The organism is Streptomyces sp. NPDC107538, from assembly GCF_055657445.1.
In genome coordinates, this window is sequence record NZ_JBVKAY010000007.1 from 547351 (window position 1) to 565499 (window position 18149).

Genomic DNA, 18149 nt, shown 5'->3' on the forward strand with positions numbered 1-18149 from the left:
TGACACCGTGGGAGTGGTCCCCCGCTCGGCATCAGACCTGTACGGAGCCCCGCCATGCCCGGTCCGCACGACCCGTACGTCCGCGTCCGCGGCGCCCGTGAGCACAACCTCCAGGGCGTGGACGTCGACATCCCGCGTGACGCGCTCGCGGTCTTCACCGGCGTCTCCGGCTCCGGCAAGTCGTCGCTGGCGTTCGGCACCATCTACGCCGAGGCCCAGCGCCGCTACTTCGAGTCGGTGGCGCCGTACGCCCGCCGCCTCATCCACCAGGTCGGCGCGCCGAAGGTCGGCGAGATCACCGGCCTGCCGCCCGCCGTCTCGCTCCAGCAGCGGCGCGCCGCGCCCACGTCCCGCTCCTCGGTCGGGACGCTCACCAACCTGTCCAACTCCCTGCGGATGCTCTTCTCCCGCGCGGGCGACTACCCGCCCGGCGCGGAGCGCCTCGACTCGGACGCCTTCTCCCCGAACACGGCGGCCGGGGCGTGCCCGGAGTGCCACGGGCTGGGCCGGGTGCACCACACGACCGAGGAGTCACTGGTCCCGGACCCCGCCCTGTCCATCCGCGAGGGCGCCATCGCCGCCTGGCCCGGCGCGTGGCAGGGCAAGAACCTGCGCGACATCCTCGACGCGCTCGGACACGACGTGGACCGGCCCTGGCGCGACCTCCCCGCCGACGAGCGGGAATGGATCCTGTTCACCGACGAGCAGCCGGTCGTGACGGTACATCCGGTCCGGGACGCCGACCGCATCCAACGGCCGTACCAGGGCACGTACATGAGCGCCCGCCGGTATGTGCTGAAGACGTTCGCCGACACCAAGAGCCCGTCGCTGCGGGCGAAGGCGGAGCGCTTCCTGCGGAGCGAGCACTGCCCGGCGTGCGGCGGGAGCAGGCTGCGGCCCGAGGCGCTGGCGGTGACCTTCGCGGGCCGCACGATCGCCGAACTCGCCGCGCGCCCGCTGGCGGAGCTGGCCGACATCCCGGCGGGCGCCTCCGCGACGGCCCGGGTCCTCACCGACGACCTCAGGTCCCGTATCGAGCCCATCCTCGAACTGGGCCTCGGCTATCTCGGTCTCGACCGTGCGACCCCCACCCTGTCGGCGGGCGAGCTGCAACGGCTGCGGCTGGCCACACAGTTGCGCTCCGGGCTGTTCGGCGTGGTGTACGTCCTCGACGAGCCGTCCGCGGGGCTGCACCCGGCGGACACCGAGGCCCTGCTCACCCTGCTGGACCGGCTGAAGACCGCCGGGAACTCGGTGTTCGTGGTCGAGCACCACCTCGACGTGATGCGCGGCGCCGACTGGCTGGTGGACGTCGGCCCGCTCGCCGGTGAGCACGGCGGGCGGGTGCTGCACAGCGGGCCGGTGGCGGAGCTGGCCCCGGTCGCGGAGTCGGCGACGGCCCGCTTCCTCTTCGACCGCGCGCCCGCACCCGCCGGCCACGGCCGTACCCCTCGGGGGCAGTTGAAGGTCGGCCCGGTGACCCGCCACAACCTGCGCGGAGTCACGGCCGCATTCCCCCTGGGCGTCCTCACGGCCGTCACGGGCGTCTCCGGATCGGGGAAGTCCACGTTGGTCGGCGAGATCGACCGGATGGGCGGGAGCGGTGGGAGGGGTGGGAGCGGTGGGATCGGCGGGAGCGATGGCGTGGGTGAGGATGCGGCCGGCGTCGGGCGGCTGGTGTCGGTCGACCAGAAGCCCATCGGCCGTACCCCGCGCTCCAATCTGGCGACGTACACCGGTCTCTTCGACGCCGTACGCAAGGTGTTCGCGGCCACCGACGGGGCGCGCGAGCGTGGTTTCGGCGCCGGGCGGTTCTCCTTCAACAACGCGGGCGGGCGCTGCGAGACCTGTCAGGGCGAGGGCTTCGTGAGCGTGGAGCTGCTGTTCCTGCCGAGCACCTACGCGCCCTGCCCGGAGTGCGACGGTGCCCGCTACAACCCCCGGACCCTGGAGGTGACCTACCGGGGCCACACCATCGCCCAGGTGCTGGACCTGACGGTCGAGGCGGCGGCGGAGTTCTTCGCGGACACCCCGGCCGCGGCCCGCACCCTCGGCACCCTCCTCGACGTGGGCCTCGGCTATCTCCGCCTGGGGCAGCCCGCGACCGAGCTGTCCGGCGGCGAGGCCCAGCGCATCAAACTCGCCGGCGAACTGCGGCACGGGCGCCGCGGCCACACCCTGTACGTCCTCGACGAACCCACGACCGGCCTCCACCCGGCCGACGTGGAGGTGCTGATGCGCCAACTGCACGGCCTCGTCGACGCCGGGCACACCGTGGTGGTCGTCGAGCATGACATGGCGGTGGTCGCCGGCGCCGACTGGGTGATCGACATGGGCCCGGGCGGTGGTGAGGAGGGCGGCCGGATCGTGGCCGCGGGACCCCCCGCCGAGGTGGCCCGCTCACAGCGGAGCGCGACCGCCCCGTACCTGGCACGGGCGCTGACGCCACCGGCCTGACCCACTGGTCGCCGCGGCAGGCCACGGCGCGTCGGCCCCGCCGTGGCGACGCCCCCGCCCGCTCAGCGCCAGTCGGGCGCGCCGGGGGCGGGCGGCAGCTGGGTCTCGATCTTCGTTCGGATGTCTCGCATCACGGCGACGATGCGGGACTCGTGCTCCGGGGTCAGCCGGGCCACCGGGACCGAGCAGCTGATGGCGTCGGTGGCCGGCGCGTCGTACCGCAGGGCGAAGCCGAAGCCGGCGATACCGGTCACCGTCTCCTCGCGGTCGAGGGAATGGCCGCGCTCGCGCACCTGGGCCAGATCGGCCAGCAGGGCGGCACGGTCGGTGTGCGTGTTCCCGGTGAGGGCGGCCAACGGCCCTTCGGGGAGCGGTAGTTCGTCGTCGGCCCGCTCGGCGAGCAGCGCCTTGCCGAGCGCGCCCGCATGGGCCGGGACACGGCGCCCGACCCGGCTGATGGTGCGCAGGTACTCGTGGGACTCGCGGGTGGCCAGATAGACGACGTCGGGGCCGTCGAGGCGCGCCAGGTGGATCGTCTCGCCGAGGGCGTCCGACGCCTCGTCGAGGAAGGGGCGGACCGTACGGATGCGCCGGTCGCCGTCGAGGTAGCTGGTGCCGGTCAGCAGCGCGCGAATCCCGATGCCGTAGAGGGAACCGGTGGCGTCGGTGCGGACCCAGCCGCAGTCGACGAGGGTCTGGAGCAGCTGGTACATGCTGCTGCGCGGCACACCCAGGTCCTCCGCCAGCTCGTCCAGACGCGAGGGCCGCTCGCCCCGCGCGGCGAGCAGTTCCAGCAGCGCGACGGTCCGGGACGCCGACTTCACACCGCGGACACCTCTCCCCTCAGGCATGCGCCCATCGTAGATCCGCGCCGATTGGCCGCCGCACACCCATTGACCCCCAGCTGTTCACGCACCTAGCCTCCATCTGCATACGTGGACGACATCTGCATACAGAGATGGCTTCGATATCCCACCAGTCATCCCCCCCGTCAGTTCAAAGGAGAGCTGCCTTGCCCCTCCTCGTGGTCGCGGTCAGTGTTCTGATTCTGCTTCTCCTCATGACCAGGCTGAGACTGAACGGGTTCGCGGCACTCCTGCTCGTCGCGGTCGGCGTGGCACTGGTCCGGGGCATTCCGGTGGCGACCATCCCGGACGTCCTCTCCGAGGGCATCGGGGGCCAGATCGGCGACACCATGCTCACCATCGGACTCGGCGCCATGGTCGGCCGCGTGATGGGGGACTCCGGCGCCGCGCAACGTATAGCCGGCAAGCTCCTCGACGCCTTCGGCCCGCGCTGGGTCCAGGTGGCCATGGTGGTCACGTCCATGCTGATCGGCGTGACCATGTTCTACGAGGTCGCCTTCATCATCATCGTGCCCATCGCGTTCACCCTGGTCAGGGTCACCGGAGCGAAGCTGCTGTGGGTCGGTCTGCCGATGTCGATCGCGCTGTCCACCATGCACAGCTTCCTGCCGCCGCACCCCGGCCCCACCGCCGTCGCCGCGACCTTCCACGCCTCCGTCGGACTGACGCTGTTCTACGGCCTGTTCATCGCCGTCCCCGCCGGCGCGCTCATCGCCCTGACCTGGCCCCGGCTGCCCTTCGTGCGCGCGCTGAACCCGTCCATCCCCCAAGGCCTGGTCACCGAGCGGGAGTTCACCGACGAGGAGATGCCCGGCCTCGGCTGGTCCCTGTTCGTGGCCCTCTTCCCCGTGGTGCTGATCGTGGCCGCCGCCGTGACGGACATGGCCACCTCCACCGAGAGCCCGTTCCTGAACGCCGTCGCCTTCGTCGGCTCGGCACCGATCGCGCTGCTGCTGACCCTGTGTCTGGCGATCTGGGCGTTCGGGCCGCGGATCGGGCGGAGCCTGGAGGAGGTCGGCGCCTCCTGCACCTCGGCGGCGAAGGCCATGGCGATGATCCTCCTGGTGATCGGCGCCGGCGGGGCCTTCAAGAACGTCCTCGTCGAAGGCGGCATCTCCGACTACATCAAGGACGCCACCGACAGCTGGTCCATCTCACCCATCGTCCTCGCCTGGCTCGTCGCCGTCATCCTCCGTATCGCGCTCGGCTCGGCGACGGTCGCCGTCGTCACCGCCTCCGGCGTGGTGCTGCCGCTGCTGGCGGGCAGCGGGGTCCACCCGGAGATGATGGTGCTCGCCGTCGCCTGTGGCTCCATCGCGTGCTCCCATGTCAACGACCCGGGATTCTGGCTGTTCAAGGAGTACTTCAACCTCTCCGTCATCGAAGCGATCAAGGTCCGTACCTCCTATACGACGGTGCTCGCCATCCTCGGCCTGGGCGGCGTCCTGGCGTCCGAATGGGCCCTCGACGTCCTGAGCCTCTGAACCCCACCCGCTCCTTGTCCGCCCCACCCCTCCTCCTGCCACCTCCCGCCATCTCACCTCAGAAGGGCACCCGATGAGCATCGGACAGCCGACCGTCACGGCGTTCTCCGTCTACCCAGTCGCCGGACGGGACAGCATGGAGCTGAATCTCTCCGGCGCCCACGGCCCCTACTTCACCCGCAACATCGTCGTCCTCACCGACTCCGAGGGACGCACCGGGCTGGGCGAGGTCCCCGGCGGCGAGAAGATCACCCGCACCCTCCGCGACGCCGAACCCCTCGTCGTCGGCGCGAAGGTGGGCGACTACAAGCGCGTCCTGCGCGAGATCGGCGACCGGTTCGCGGACCGCGACGCCGGCGGCCGGGGCGCCCAGACCTTCGACCTGCGGACCACCGTGCACACGGTCACCGCCGTCGAGTCGGCACTGCTCGACCTCCTCGGACAACACCTCGACGTACCCGTCGCGGCCCTCCTGGGCGACGGCCAACAGCGGGATGCGGTACGGGTGCTGGGCTATCTCTTTTACGTCGGCGACCCGGACCGGACCGATCTGGAGTACGTCCGCGAACCCGACGCGGACGCGCGGTGGCACCGGATCCGGCATGAGGAGGCACTGACCCCCGAGGCGATCGTCCACCAGGCGGAGGCGGCCTACGACCTCTACGGCTTCCGGGACTTCAAGCTCAAGGGCGGTGTCCTGGCGGGCGCGGAGGAGGTCGAGGCCGTACGGGCGCTGAAGAACCGCTTCCCGGAGGCCCGGATCACCCTCGACCCGAACGGCGCGTGGTCCCTGCGCGAGGCGATCGACCTGTGCCGGCCCCTGCTCGGCACGCTCGCCTACGCCGAGGACCCCTGCGGCGCGGAGGACGGCTACTCAGGACGGGAGATCCTCGCCGAGTTCCGTCGCGCCACCGGGCTGCCCACCGCCACCAACATGATCGCCACGGACTGGCGGCAGCTGGCCCACGCCCTGACCCTCCAGTCGGTCTCCATCCCGCTGGCCGACCCGCACTTCTGGACCATGCAGGGCTCCGTACGCGTGGCGCAGCTGTGCAACGCCATGGGCCTGACCTGGGGCTGCCACTCCAACAACCACTTCGACATCTCCCTGGCCATGGTCACGCACTGCGGCGCCGCGGCCCCGGGCGAGTACAACGCCCTCGACACGCACTGGATCTGGCAGGAGGGGCTGGAACGGCTCACCACCGCCCCACCCCGCATCGTCGACGGCGAGATCGCCGTGCCCGACGCCCCGGGCCTCGGCGTCCACCTCGACCGGGACCGCCTGCTGGCGGCCCACGAGCTCTACAGGGAGAAGGCGTTGGGCGCCCGCGACGACGCCGTCACCATGCAATACCTCGTCCCTGGCTGGAAGTTCGACAACAAGCGGCCCTGCCTGGTGCGGTAGGCGACGGCCGTCCCGCGAGGTGCTGCCCCTGCGCGGCACCGCGCAGGCCGGTTTCTTGGGTCACTCGGACTCGGCGGCGGCGTCGGACGGGGCCGGAGCCGGGGCCGGGGTCTGGGCGGGCTCCTGGGTGTCGGGGGCGGTGTAGTAGACGGAGGAGCCCTGCCTCGTGCGCTGTGCGTTGCTCTTGGCCACCAGTCCTTCGAGGGTGGTGCGCACGACGTTGGTCTGGATGCGCCGGTCGGGGTGGGCCTGGGTGAGCGCGGTGGCGACCTCGGCGGCAGAGCGCGGTTCGCTCTGCTCGGTCAGGTGGCGGCGGATGAGTTCGACGAGGGTGGGCTGCGTCGACTTCTTGGCGGACGCGGCCTTCGCTGCCGCGGGCTTTGCGGGTGTGGTTTTCGTGGGCGCGGGCTTCGCCGTGGAGGCGTCGGAGGTCGAGGTCGCGGTCGAGGTAGCGGGCTTGGCCTTGGTCTTGGTGGCCGTGGGCTTCTTCGCCTGCTTGCCGGCCTGCGGGGCCGGAGCCTTCTTCGCGCGCGTCCGCTTACCGGTCGTCGGAGCGGTGGCCGAGGCGGTCCCGGTCTTCTGCCGGGGAACGGACGGCGCCGCGACCTTCTCGGCCACGCGAGCGGGCTCGGCGGCAGTGGGCCCGGCAGCGGCCTCGGGCGTCGCGGCGCCGAGTGCCTGCTGCATGTTCGCCAGCACGCTCTGGTCCTGCTGGAGATTGCGGAGCTGGTCCTGCAGAGCGTCGATCTCCTCGCGCAGGCGCTCCTGCTCCTTGGCGTTGCGCTCGAGATCGGCGGAGACCTGGGCGGTGTACTGGGCCTTGAGGTCGGTTGTCCCCGAAGGTGATTCAGTCATGGCGGTTACCTCCCGGCAAACGAATGGGGTGTGTGCGGATGTTACTCACCCTTACTGGTCCACCGTTCGTGAGTCCGCGGAGATTCCCACGGAGAGGTGGAATGGAGAGGTGGAATGGCGAGGTGGACGGAGAGGTGGGCGGACCCAGGTTCCTGCTGCACCGGCCGTCTGGCTGCGTGGACCGGCGAGGAGTGCCACGCTTGACGTGTGTCCCGGTATGCGCCGGGGTGACGAGCGTGCCGGGCGGCGGCGACGGACGTCGCGGGGCCACGGGCACGGCCCTCGCCTGTCGGAAGGTGGCAGACAGTGAGCACACAGCCCTTCTCCGAGGACTATCCCCGGCTCACGCCGTACCTCTGTGTGGACGGTGCGGCGGCCGGGATCGACTTCTACATCGCCGTCCTGGGCGCCACGGAACGCATGCGGATGGCGTCGCCCGACGGCAAGGTCCACCACGCCGAGCTGCAGATCGGCAACTCGGTCGTCATGGTCGCGGACGAGTTCCCGGACCTGGGGTTCCGCAGTCCGAAGACGCTCGGCGGGACACCGGTGAACCTGTTTGTCTACGTCGAGGACGTCGACGAGGTCTTCGACGCGGCCCTCGCCCTGGGGGCGACCGAGGTGACCGCGGTCAAGGACGAGTTCTACGGCGACCGGGTCGGACAGTTCGAGGACCCCTTCGGCCACCGGTGGCATGTCGCCACGCACGTGGAGGACATCTCGCCGGAGGAGATGGAGAAGCGCGCCAGGGACGCCATGCCGGGCGGGGACTGACCCGCCCCGAGACCGGGAGTTACGTCACCGGCCGTGGGCGGGCGGGCGAACCAGGCAACCGGGCAGGCGAACCGCGCAGCCGAACCGGGCGGGCGGACCGCACGCTGATCGGGCATGCCGTGACCCGGGCGAATCCCCGTTGCCGGGGAGGCGCGCAGCCCCCGATGCTGTAGCCATGAGGTTCTCCATATGCGGCTGAGACTGCGGCAGTTCAGGCCCCGGACGGGCCCGCAAGAGCACCGTGTCGTCCGGCCTCACCCTCCGCTGCGGCACACCACCCTGCGAGCCCCCGAGCCCATCGGCATGCTGCTCGGGGACCACGACGGGCTGAACCGTCTCGCGGGCCTGTTCTCCTTCGCCGCCTACTCCCGGCACACGATCGTCCACGTACCGCTGCGCGACAGCCTCCCGCCCGACGACGGCTTTGGCGAGCCGGTCGACCTCGTCCTCGCCCACCACACCCTCGGCCTGCGCCCCAGCGATTGGCCCGAGGTGCGGCGCAAGCTGGTGAACGGCACCCCGCTGACCGTCCGTACCGACGAGGCACGCACCACCCGGGACGCGACCTCCTGGCGAGCACGCAGTGAACACGCCGACTTCCGGGACGAGTTGCGACACGCCACGCACGCCCGCACGTTCTTCCTCTTCGGCAGCCGGGACGTCTTCGCCGAGACCGCCACCTCCCTCGCCGACGCGGCCGGCTGGGGCCCGCATCAGGAGGACGTCGCCAAGGGCCACCCCGCCCTGATGACGGCACTCCCGGCCCTGATCCAGACACCCGGCGGAGGACACCCCCTCGAAGTACTGGTCTGCTTCAAGCCGTACACGAACTCGGCCTCGGCCGCCCCCAGCCCCGAGACGCCGGTGCCCTGACCGCACCGGCGGAGGGCGGGGGGTGTCAGCGGCAGGACAGGTGTCGGCGTACGGGCGGCCGTCGACCACCGTCGTCACCACGAACACCACGGTGGGCCAGTGCCCCGCCCCGGGCGACCCCCGGTGCTTCGACCCAGCGGTGGGTCAGGGCACACAAGGGCAACAGCACGGCGAGGAAGGCCACTTCGAGCATCGGGTGGTCTCGTTGGCGACGGCCGATCGTCGTGTCGATCACCGTCAGCAGCACCGGGTGCACGAGATAGAGCGAGTAACTGATCGTCCCCAGCCCGGTCAGCACGCGAGGGACGCGCCGGTGACGTAACGTCAGCCCGGCGCCGAAGGTGAGGACGGCCAGCAGGAAGGCCACGATCCAGCCGCGCCGGGTGAAGTGGTCCGCGTCGCCGTACCCGTACGCGCTCGCCACGCCACAGGCGACCACGACGACGGCCGCACCCACCGCACACCGCCGGCTGGTTCGACCGTGCTCGGCACGGTGGACCGCGGTGCCGAGGAACATCACGGCGAGGATCGTCAGCCCTTCCCACACGGGAACCGTCCCGTTCAGCGGCACCAGGACGAGCGCCAGCACGCCTCCCAACAGGCCGCCGAACACCCGGAGTACGGGTGGCCCGGCACTCGCGCAGCAGACGGCGACCACCAGGGCGGCCGACGCGAGCACGACCAGCGTGCCCGTGCCGACCCGGTCCGAGAGCGCGGAGGCGGGCAGCGCGACCCCGGCCGTCACGCACACCGCGGCGAGCCCGGCGAGGACGACGGCGACGGTCGCCGACCGCTGGTGGAGGCGGACCGTGTACAGGGCGACGACCAGCAGATAGAACGCCATCTCGTACGAGAGCGTCCACAGGACCAGCAGCAGACCGGGCGTCCCCAACAGCTCCTGGAGCATGGTGAGATGCGCGGCGACGACGGTCGCGACGCTCTGCCCTCCGACGTCACGCGTCTCCGCGAGGCCACACGCATCGAGGGCGACGGTCACGGCGAGGACGGCCGCCCACAGCGGGTAGATCCGGAAGACCCGTCCGATCCAGAACGTCCGGACACAGCCCCGGCGTTCCAGCGACGCCGGGACGATGTAGCCGCTCACCAGGAAGAACACCATGATGCCGTACCGGCTGGTGTTGAACTCGGGCATCAGCTCCCGCCGGAACTCCGCCAGGAAGGTGTACGACGAGTGGTCGAACACCACGACAAGTGCGGCGATCCCGCGCAAGGCGTCCAGCCAGCCCACTCGCGAGGGGCCGCCGCCGCACTTGATGGCACTGGGTGATGTTTTGCGTGCGGAGAGTGGTCGATGGAGGGGTGAGGGAATGAAGGGTGGGGGTGTCATGACGTGGGCCGGATACTCAGTCGTCCGGCAGGGCCACCTTCCTCGGTACGCAGGGTTCGGCCTCGTCCGGGGTCTTGTAGAACTCGACCGCGCGCGGCCGGGAGTCACCCTCGGTGTTCTCGAAGGCCAGCACGTTGCCCCGGCGCAGGGTGACGTCCCAGCGGGCCTCCATGGGGATCAGGGGAACCCGCCTGCCCTGCCGGTCGAGCATCGCCAGCGCGGAGGTGACCTGGCTCCGGTCGCAGACGTAGCCGGGGGCGAGCACGTCGATCGTCACGGCGACGCCCCACGGGCGGACCTTCTCCGCGAGTTCGCGTTGTTCCACCACGCTGATGTCCTGGTCCTTGACGGTGAGCCGGACACTGCCGTCGCCGTTGCGCTCGACCGCGTACGCCGTCGAGTCGGCCGGTGAACCGGGCAGGGCCGCCGAGGCGAGCCAGGCCGCCGCGCAGGCCGCCGCCACGACGGCGATCCGTCGCGGACTGAGCCATCGCGGACTGAGCCATCGAGTAGTGGGCCGTCGAGGAGTGGGCCGTCGCGCCTCGCGCAGTTCGATCTCCCGCTTCAGCTCGCCCAGCAGCCGGTCCTCGAACGTGTTCCCCGTGGTCATGCCTCTCCCCTCACGACGTGCAGCAGCGATGCGTCCGGCGACACCGGTCCGCGAGAACTCGCGCGTGGGGCAGGGGGGTTGGGCTCCGGAGGCCGGAGATCCGTCTCCGCCCGCAGCGCCTTGCGCGCCCGGTGCAGGCGCACCCGGGCGGTGACCTGGCGGATACCGAGGGAGGCCGCCGCCTCCGTGACCGTGAGCTGGTCCACGACGATCAGTTCCATGACGGCCCGCTCACCGTGCGGCAGCCTCGCCAGCGCCGCCAGGGCGCGCCGCCCGGGGCTCTCCGCGTCGATCCGGTCCTCGATCCGGGCGATGTCGTCGGCCTCCAGCAGCCGGCGCCCGGAGATCCGCCGGTGGTGCTCCGTCTCGCGGGCCACCCGGCGGCGCTCCGACGACACGACATTGCGTGCGATGCCGTACAGCCAGGCCGTCTCGCTGCCGAGGCGTGGCCGGTAGGAGGGGGCCGAGTCGAGGACGGCGAGGAAGATCTCGGCCGTCAGGTCGGCCGCGGTGTGCGGGTCGTCGACCCGCCGGGCCACGAAACGCAGGACCGCGTCCACGTGGCGCCGGTAGAACTCCTCGAAGAGCCGCGGGTCGCGTACCGCTTCGGCGGGCCCACTCCGTAACCGTTCCGCGTCGTCCACAGGCGTCTCCTTCTCGTCGGGAACCTGCCGGTCCGCGTCGCCGGAGGGGCGTGTGATTCCCAAGGTGTCACTTGTTCTTGGACGGAGACACGAAAAGCGTTACAGGCGGGGCCGCGTCATCGTCGGTGACGATCTCGCCCCGGTTTGCGGCCCCAGGCGGTGAGCATGCCGGCCGACAGCGCGGCGCACTCGTCGGAGTCGAGGTAGCGGATGGCCCCGTCGACAGCCGAGTCGTCGACCAGGCCGGTCGCGACCATCGCCGCTCTGCTCCGTTCCCAGGTGTCGGCCCAGAAGCGGCTGAGGGGGCTCCCCGGCAGCAGGGGCGGCACATTGACCTCGGCGGCCACGGACACGAGCCCCGCCGCACGCAGCAGCCGCGGGTACGACGGTACCCAGGAGACATCGGTGCCGATGGTGGCCCGCAGCCCCTGCCACATCGCCCGCATCGCCTTGTCGTACGGCGTCGCGGGCGTTGCGGGCGTCGCCCGGCCGCGCGTCGGCCCGGGCGGGGTCACCGGCTTCGGCGGGGCCACCGGCTGGGTGAGGTCCGCCGAGCCGGTGTCGCGCGTGGGGTCGATCGCGTCGCTCAGCACGAGTACGCCACCGGGCGCGACGAGTTCGGCCAGGGCCGCGATCAGCCGGTCGCGCTCGGGCAGGTGCATCAGGACGAAGCGCGCGTGGACGAGCCGGAAGCGGCCGGGGGAGAAGCCCGGGGCGGTGATGTCCGCCTGCAGCACGTCGAGCCCGGGCACGGGGCGCGCGGCGAGGAACCGTACGTCGCGGTCCACGGCGAGCACCCTCTCGACCCCACCCTCGCCCAGCAGCCGCCGCGCCACCGTGCCCGTGCCGGCCCCCACATCAAGACAGCGCCACCCCGGGCCGACCCCGAGCGCCCGGAGCCGCGCCATCGTGACGTCGTCGTAGGCGAGGGCGCCGTAATCGATCCGCACACCCTCACCGGCCCGCTCCGGACGGAAGACGGCCTCCCCATAACGCCCCTCACCCGGCCCGCCCCCGCGCGCCGCCTCGGTCACGTCGCCCTCGGCATGATGCCGAGAGAGGACGCCGGCGGGTCGTCGTATGTGCGCATGGCCGGACCTCATCACTCGGTGGGGGATGCGTGTGTGTGGAGGGCTGGCCGACCCGAGGACGCCTTCCCCCTCATCCATCCTCTACGCGGTGGGCAGCTCGTGCCACCAGTGACCGCACCCACTGGCACAGAAGCGCTCGCGCCGTCGACCGTCGGCGATCCCCAGCAGCGCGACCAGCAGCCGGAACGCCTTCCGGCGCTCGTCCCGTGGGGTGAGAGCGATGATCTTCCCCAGCTGCTGTTCGATCGGGCCACGGGTGACGAGGACGGCGGGCGTGTGCGTCGGCCGCAGCCCGGAGAGGCGTACCCCCTCCGGACCGTCCGCGTCCACGACCCGCGCCTGCACGCAGTAATGCCGCAGAAACATCAGCGTCTCCGCCTGCTCCTCCCCACCGAGCCCATCGAACCAGTCGATCCCCTCCACCATCGACCGCAGCCCCTGAGCAAGCTCATTCACCATGACATCCCGCCCACTCATGACCGCCCCCACAGAACCAGCGGGACGCCGTCGGCGATCCCCAGTCAGTGAAACCAGACCACAAGCCGTACATGGTCCCCTCCATGGAGTTCGCCGAGTGTGCGCATCACGGTCCAGACGGGTCCCCAGCGGGTGGCGGCGCCGGCGACCACCTCCCGGCTGCGGGTGCCGGAGCCGTCCGTCTCCTGCCAGTCGGCGGCGGCGAGTTCGGCCCATGTGATCCACGTCGTGCCGTGGACGTCGGGGTGTCTGCCATAGGCCTCGTACTCGGCGCGCAGGCCCTCGGACACGTCGGTCGGAAGGCCACGGCCCTCGGCCAGGGGGCGGAAGCCGCAGTGGTTGCGGACACCGAAGAGGCAGCCGAGGGCGTCGTAGGCATTGCCGTTGTTGAGGAGGAAGAGGTCGATGGCGGTGTGCCACAGGGAGTCCTCGTCCTCGGGACCCCAGAGGCGGGCACCCGGGCGGCACTCGATCGTCCCGCTGACTTCGGTCGACATGTGTGCATCCTGCCCCCGCGGTTGGCGGCCCGGCACGTGCTTTTCCTCTGTCGGGAGGTGGGAAGCGGGTGCGGTAGTGGTGGGGGCCGGTGTCACTTGAGGAGGTAGGCCCTCAGGACGGTGACGGAGTACGTGTTGCCGTTCTTGTCCGTGAGCTTGGCCTTGAGGGAGACCGACTTGGCTTTCTTGGGGTGGTTGAGGGTGAGGGTTCGGTTGGTTTTCTTCGTGGTCACCGGGGTTTTGGACCACTTCTTGCCGCCGTCGTAGGAGACGTGGACGGAGAGGGTTTTGAGGCTCTTGGCGGCGGGGCCCTGGAGGGTGAGGGGGACGGTGAGCTTGCGGCCTGCGGGGGCGGTGCTGGACAGGCTCAGCTTCGGGGTGAAGCGGACCGAGGAGAGTGGGAGAACCGTGTACTCGTCGCCCGTGGCCCTCTTCGAGGTGAACGTCCAGGCCGCGACGAGACGGGTGGTGACACCGGCGACCTCGGTGGAGCGGGTCGCGTCCGTGGTGATCCGGTACGTCGCGGACCGGGACGGCAACCCGCCGACGTCCTCGCACAGCGGCCCCGCCGTGTCCACGAGCTTCTTGCCGTCGACCGTGGCGACGGTCCGCTGCCTCGTCGTCACCGACTCGCCGACGTTGCCGGAGCCGTCCGCGAACTCCCCTATGCAGAAGCTGAGTTCATTGCCCCAGCGCCGCGCGGTGTTGTACTCGTCGATCTTCGGACTGAACACACCGACGTTGAACGTCCGCGTGTACGTCGTCCCGGCCCGGTAGGTCCTGGGCCCGCTGTCGGACAGGATCACATCGAGCGTCTCGCCGGCTCCGGGCCGGTACTGCCCGACGCTGAACCCCCACTTGACCCCCTTGCCCGCGTTGACATAGGTCTTCGCTGTGGCCGGCAGCGCGAACGGCTCGCTGACCGTCTCGTACCCGACCCCCGAGCCCGTCTCCCAGGTCGGACTGATCGCGCCCCGGCGGTTCTTGACGGACGATCCAATCCTCAGGTTCACCAGCGAGAGTTCACTCCTGGCGACCTTGTGGGTGAGGCCGGTGCGCAGCGAACCCGCGCGGTCGTACACGAGGTTGTACGTCGTACTCGTACCGCGCTTCTGCCAGGTGCCACCGATCTGCGAGCTGAACTCCTTCGCCGGCAGGGTGCCGCCCACATGACCGGTGCGGAACCCCTGGAAGGAGTTCGACTGCCAGACCGAGCCGTAACCGAACGCGTCGGTCTCCAGGTAGTACTTCACGAACGTCTGCACACTCCTGGCGGACTCCGGCACACTGACGCGCACGGGCTTGGCCTTGCGCGCGTCGAAGGTCACCGTCGTGTTCTTGGCGACGGCGAGCTTCGGCTGCACCATCAGCGCGATGCCGGGCGCCGCGGACCCCGCCCCCTTGGGCGTCTGGACCAGCGTCTCCAGCAGATACGTGCCCTTCGGCACACGCGCCCTGACGACCCCGTCGCCGTCGGCGTCGTACGGGTTCAGCTGGAGGTCGGCGGTCTGACCGAGGACCAGCGTCCCCGACCGCGAGGGCCTCCCCTCGGTGTCGACGTACTTGAGGGTGAGGTCGTACGCCTCCGCCTCGCGCCGCACGGCGAAGGAGGTGCGCACGCTCCGCCCGCCCTCGGCCGTCCTGGCGACGAGCACCCCGGCGAACACGCCGTCCTGGCCGCCGATCCGGGTGTCCGCCGTGAGGTCGACGCCCGCGCTGCCGCCCGCCGGGACGGTCACCCGGTCGGCGCCGACGGTGAAGAAACCGGCCGGTGCGGGCTTGCCCTTCGGCCCGGTCGTCTCCGTCGACAGGTCGAGGGTGACGGGCTCCGCGCCGTCGTTGCGGTAGGTGATCCGTCTGGTCGACGGCTTGTCGTCGGCGTGCGGCCACAGCTGGGTACCGAAGTTCACGGAAGCCTGCTCGCCGACGACGGTCTGGGTGATCGCCCGGGCCACGTCGGTCCGCCCGGTGCCCTGCTGGAACGGCGACAGACCGGCGCCCGGCTCGGCGGAGGACGTCAGCGCCCGCTTGATGCGCTCACCGGTCCAGTCCGGGTGCCGCTGCGCGAGGATCGCCGCCGCGCCGGCCACGTGCGGGGTCGCCATCGACGTACCGGACATCGACACATAGCCCGGAACGGCCGGGGTGCCCTCCACGCCCTCGGCGGCCTTCGCCGCGCCGACGGAGCGGCGGTGAGCGAGGCGGAGATCATCGCGCACTGCAAGGAGCGGCTGGCCGGGTACAAGGCCCCGACGAGCGTGGAGTTCCGCGACGCGATTCCGCGGACGGCGACCGGAAAGATCCAGAAGTTCAAGCTGCGGGAGCCCTATTGGGCCGGTCACGGCCGGAACGTCAACTGACCCGCCCGGAACGCTGATCGGCCGACCGGCGGTCGCTCACCAGGCCCCCGGCCACACCGGGTCCTAGTCCCATCAGCCGATGCGGACCGGGACCGCGGTCGCATCCCGGCGCCCCCGCACCCCGCTAACCTGGGCCGTCGGCCGCGCACCCCCGGAGGAGTCCGGGACCTCGTTCTCGCCGACGACAGCGGTGCGTACGCCTGACGGGAGAAGGTCGATGGCAGCACCGGACGGCATCGCCGCCGACGTCGAACGCGCCGACCTCGAACGGGCCGAAGAGCCGTGCTCCACCGAACGCTTGGACGCCGCCCGCAACCGGGCCCGGCTGCTGGAGGCCGCCCGCCGTCTGGTCGTCGAGTGCGGCACGGAGCACATGACCATGGAAGCGGTCGCGAAAGAGGCGGGCGTGGGGAAGGGCACCCTCTTCCGCCGCTTCGGCGACCGCGACGGCCTGCTGCGCGCGCTGCTCGACGAGGTCGAGGCCGAGTTCCACGAGGCCTACCTCTGCGGCCCTCCGCCTCTGGGCCCGGGGGCTCCGGCGGCGGACCGGCTGACGGCTTTCGGATGCACCCTGATCGCCCGTATCGCCGCCGCCGACGACCTCGGCGCGTCCCTGGCCCGCCGACTCCAGTTGCGCAACCGCAACGCCTCCGACACGGGGCGTGCCTTCCACCGCCACGTCGCGACCCTGCTGCGGGACGCGGGAGTCGACGCGGACCACGACCTCCTGGCCCACGCCCTCCTCGCCTACACGACCTTCGAGACCGCGGACTATCTGGGCCGCGAACACGCCGTGTCCACCGAGCGCCTCCAGTCCACCTGGACGGATCTCGTACGACTGGTGACCCGGCCGGAGGGCTCCACGGCCGGCCCCGCCGCGGACGCCCCCGTGCCCGACGAAGCCCTGACCGAACGGCCGTAGCGTGCTGCGGAGGCGATCGACGTGCACGGCCTCGACGCCGACGCCTTCCTGAAGGGCCATCAGTCCCCTGGCGGTGACCGCCGGACGACGAACGCCTCCCTCGCGAGCACGTCGGCCGGGCGGCGTCCCCCGACGCGATGTCGGAGTACGCCGCCCTCACACGCGACCCCTGCGGGAGGCGGCCGGCGCGGCCTGTGCCGGCGTCGCGGCGGTGGCCGCTACTTGGGGTCGCGGTTGAACTGGGCCGTCGACCACCGGTAGCCGAGCACGGTCAGGCCGACACACCAGGCGATCGCTATCCAGCCGTCGTTACCGATCTCGGTGCCGAGCAGCAGACCGCGCAGCGTCTCGATGGCGGGGGTGAAGGGCTGGTACTCGGCGATGGGCTGGAACCAGCCCGGCATCGTGTCGGCCGGGATGAAGGCGCTGGAGATGAGCGGCAGAAGGATCAGCGGCATCGCGCTGTTGCTGGCCGCCTCCGCGTTCGGGCTGGCCATACCCAGGCCGACCGCGATCCAGGTGAGCGCCAGCGAGAAGAGCACGAGCAGCCCGAACGCCGCCAGCCACTCAAGGACCGTGGCGTTTGTGGACCGGAAGCCGATGGCGACGCCGACAGCACCGACGAGGACCGCGCTGGCGATGCACTGCAGCACGCTGCCGACGACATGCCCGATGATCACGGAGGAGCGGTGGACCGCCATGGTCCGGAAGCGGGCGATGAGCCCCTCCGACATGTCCATGGAGATGTACACCGCCGCCCCGATCACGGTGCTGCCGACGGTCATCATCAGGATGCCCGGCACGATGTAGGCGATGTACTCGGAGCGATCCGCGCCGCCTCCTCCTATGCCCGCGCTCATCACATCACCGAAGATGTAGACGAAGAGCAGCAGCATCATGATCGGCGTGAGCAGCAGGTTCAGCGACGCGGACGGGTAGCGCCACGCGTGCAGGAGGTTGCGGCGCAGCATGGTGTTCGAGTCGCGGACGGCGAGGGCGAGGGCGCTCATCGGGCGTTCTCCTTGGGCTGGTTGGGGACGGTGACGGCGGCGGGGCCGGTGGTGGGGCCGGTCAGGGCGAAGAACACGTCGTCGAGGTCCGGGGTGTGCACGGTCAGTTCGTCCGCCTCGATACCGGCGGAGTCCAGCCAGTCGAGCAGGGAGCGCAGTTCGCGTTGGCTGCCGTCGCTCGGGATCTGCAGGACGAGGGCCTCGTCGTCGCGGGTGACCTCGCGCAGGGCGGAGGCGGCGGCGCGGTAGGCGGTCGGGTCGGTGAAGCGGAGGCGGACGTGGCCGCCCGGGATGAGGCGCTTCAGCTCCTCCGCGCTGCCCTCTGCCGCGATCTTGCCGTCGTTCAGTACCGCGATGCGGTCGGCGAGTTCGTCGGCTTCTTCCAGGTACTGGGTGGTGAGGAAGACGGTGACGCCGTCGGAGACGAGTTCGCGGATGATCTGCCACATGTTGTGGCGGGAGCGGGGGTCGAG

Annotated in this window: 17 protein-coding genes and 1 pseudogene; 7 read left to right on the forward strand and 11 right to left on the reverse strand. The window is 71.2% G+C overall.

Annotated elements, in window-relative coordinates:
- Positions 1–54: 54 nt before the first annotated feature.
- Positions 55–2457: an excinuclease ABC subunit UvrA gene (locus tag ACZ7MG_RS27015; protein ID WP_471381252.1), complete on the forward strand. Its 2403-nt coding sequence runs from the start codon at positions 55–57 to the stop codon at positions 2455–2457.
- Between the two features lie 62 nt (positions 2458–2519).
- Here the strand turns inward: ACZ7MG_RS27015 and ACZ7MG_RS27020 are convergent, their stop codons facing one another.
- Positions 2520–3308 carry an IclR family transcriptional regulator gene (locus ACZ7MG_RS27020; RefSeq protein WP_471381254.1) on the reverse strand — a complete coding sequence of 263 codons (789 nt, stop codon included), beginning with the start codon at positions 3306–3308 and terminating at the stop codon, positions 2520–2522.
- Positions 3309–3469: 161 nt separating this feature from the next.
- On the opposite strand from ACZ7MG_RS27020, the gene ACZ7MG_RS27025 reads away from it, so the two are divergent.
- Positions 3470–4807, forward strand: coding sequence for a gluconate:H+ symporter (locus ACZ7MG_RS27025; protein ID WP_471381257.1), 1338 nt, complete (start codon positions 3470–3472; stop codon positions 4805–4807).
- A gap of 79 nt (positions 4808–4886) precedes the next feature.
- Entirely contained in the window at positions 4887–6215 is a 1329-nt protein-coding gene (locus ACZ7MG_RS27030) for an enolase C-terminal domain-like protein (protein WP_471381744.1), read from the forward strand.
- Between the two features lie 60 nt (positions 6216–6275).
- On the opposite strand, the gene ACZ7MG_RS27035 is transcribed toward ACZ7MG_RS27030, so the two are convergent.
- Positions 6276–7070 (reverse strand): hypothetical protein, encoded by a 795-nt coding sequence (locus tag ACZ7MG_RS27035; RefSeq protein WP_471381258.1) that lies wholly within the window; start codon positions 7068–7070, stop codon positions 6276–6278.
- A 306-nt stretch (positions 7071–7376) separates the two neighbouring features.
- On the opposite strand from ACZ7MG_RS27035, the gene ACZ7MG_RS27040 reads away from it, so the two are divergent.
- Together ACZ7MG_RS27040 and ACZ7MG_RS27045 are read left to right on the forward strand one after the other, a co-directional pair.
- Entirely contained in the window at positions 7377–7844 is a 468-nt protein-coding gene (locus ACZ7MG_RS27040; RefSeq protein WP_471381260.1) for a VOC family protein, read from the forward strand.
- 189 nt (positions 7845–8033) lie between these two features.
- Entirely contained in the window at positions 8034–8717 is a 684-nt protein-coding gene (locus ACZ7MG_RS27045; protein WP_471381262.1) for a hypothetical protein, read from the forward strand.
- Positions 8718–8742: 25 nt separating this feature from the next.
- On the opposite strand, the gene ACZ7MG_RS27050 is transcribed toward ACZ7MG_RS27045, so the two are convergent.
- From ACZ7MG_RS27050 to ACZ7MG_RS27080, 7 genes are all read right to left on the reverse strand, one after another.
- A complete protein-coding gene (locus ACZ7MG_RS27050; protein ID WP_471381264.1) occupies positions 8743–9966 on the reverse strand; it encodes an acyltransferase family protein in 1224 nt (407 codons plus the stop codon).
- Between the two features lie 115 nt (positions 9967–10081).
- Positions 10082–10675: a hypothetical protein gene (locus ACZ7MG_RS27055; protein WP_471381266.1), complete on the reverse strand. Its 594-nt coding sequence runs from the start codon at positions 10673–10675 to the stop codon at positions 10082–10084.
- Entirely contained in the window at positions 10672–11319 is a 648-nt protein-coding gene (locus ACZ7MG_RS27060; protein WP_471381745.1) for an RNA polymerase sigma factor, read from the reverse strand. The genes ACZ7MG_RS27055 and ACZ7MG_RS27060 overlap by 4 nt, the downstream gene beginning before the upstream one ends.
- A gap of 116 nt (positions 11320–11435) precedes the next feature.
- Positions 11436–12353, reverse strand: a complete 918-nt coding sequence (locus tag ACZ7MG_RS27065; RefSeq protein ID WP_471381268.1) for a class I SAM-dependent methyltransferase — start codon at positions 12351–12353, stop codon at positions 11436–11438.
- A gap of 138 nt (positions 12354–12491) precedes the next feature.
- Positions 12492–12869 carry a DUF5958 family protein gene (locus ACZ7MG_RS27070; protein ID WP_471381270.1) on the reverse strand — a complete coding sequence of 126 codons (378 nt, stop codon included), beginning with the start codon at positions 12867–12869 and terminating at the stop codon, positions 12492–12494.
- Positions 12870–12931: 62 nt separating this feature from the next.
- On the reverse strand, positions 12932–13384 hold the full coding sequence (locus ACZ7MG_RS27075; RefSeq protein ID WP_471381271.1) for a hypothetical protein: 453 nt from the start codon (positions 13382–13384) through the stop codon (positions 12932–12934).
- Positions 13385–13476: 92 nt separating this feature from the next.
- Entirely contained in the window at positions 13477–15603 is a 2127-nt protein-coding gene (locus ACZ7MG_RS27080) for a S8 family serine peptidase (protein ID WP_471381272.1), read from the reverse strand.
- Here ACZ7MG_RS27080 and ACZ7MG_RS27085 point away from each other — a divergent pair.
- Both ACZ7MG_RS27085 and ACZ7MG_RS27090 read left to right on the forward strand, forming a co-directional pair.
- Positions 15562–15744: pseudogene (locus tag ACZ7MG_RS27085) on the forward strand (AMP-binding enzyme); the annotation flags it as partial. The gene ACZ7MG_RS27080 and the pseudogene ACZ7MG_RS27085 sit on opposite strands and share 42 nt — an antisense overlap.
- A 217-nt stretch (positions 15745–15961) precedes the next feature.
- Positions 15962–16666: a TetR/AcrR family transcriptional regulator gene (locus ACZ7MG_RS27090; RefSeq protein ID WP_471381275.1), complete on the forward strand. Its 705-nt coding sequence runs from the start codon at positions 15962–15964 to the stop codon at positions 16664–16666.
- A gap of 218 nt (positions 16667–16884) precedes the next feature.
- Here ACZ7MG_RS27090 and ACZ7MG_RS27095 read toward each other — a convergent pair whose 3' ends face one another.
- Positions 16885–17676 carry an ABC transporter permease gene (locus ACZ7MG_RS27095; RefSeq protein WP_471381277.1) on the reverse strand — a complete coding sequence of 264 codons (792 nt, stop codon included), beginning with the start codon at positions 17674–17676 and terminating at the stop codon, positions 16885–16887.
- Positions 17673–18149 (reverse strand): ATP-binding cassette domain-containing protein (locus ACZ7MG_RS27100; RefSeq protein WP_471946161.1); only part of this gene is annotated, 477 nt, incomplete at its 5' end. The genes ACZ7MG_RS27095 and ACZ7MG_RS27100, both read right to left, overlap by 4 nt.

Bases quoted from the DNA above. Each gene is read 5' to 3' on its own strand.
- ACZ7MG_RS27015 (WP_471381252.1), top strand. From the start codon at position 55: ATGCCCGGTCCGCACGACCCGTACGTCCGCGTCCGCGGCGCCCGTGAG.
- ACZ7MG_RS27020 (WP_471381254.1), bottom strand. From the start codon at position 3,308: ATGCCTGAGGGGAGAGGTGTCCGCGGTGTGAAGTCGGCGTCCCGGACC.
- ACZ7MG_RS27035 (WP_471381258.1), bottom strand. From the start codon at position 7,070: ATGACTGAATCACCTTCGGGGACAACCGACCTCAAGGCCCAGTACACC.
- ACZ7MG_RS27045 (WP_471381262.1), top strand. From the start codon at position 8,034: ATGCGGCTGAGACTGCGGCAGTTCAGGCCCCGGACGGGCCCGCAAGAG.
- ACZ7MG_RS27055 (WP_471381266.1), bottom strand. From the start codon at position 10,675: ATGACCACGGGGAACACGTTCGAGGACCGGCTGCTGGGCGAGCTGAAG.
- ACZ7MG_RS27070 (WP_471381270.1), bottom strand. From the start codon at position 12,869: ATGGTGAATGAGCTTGCTCAGGGGCTGCGGTCGATGGTGGAGGGGATC.
- ACZ7MG_RS27075 (WP_471381271.1), bottom strand. From the start codon at position 13,384: ATGTCGACCGAAGTCAGCGGGACGATCGAGTGCCGCCCGGGTGCCCGC.
- ACZ7MG_RS27090 (WP_471381275.1), top strand. From the start codon at position 15,962: ATGGCAGCACCGGACGGCATCGCCGCCGACGTCGAACGCGCCGACCTC.
- ACZ7MG_RS27095 (WP_471381277.1), bottom strand. From the start codon at position 17,676: ATGAGCGCCCTCGCCCTCGCCGTCCGCGACTCGAACACCATGCTGCGC.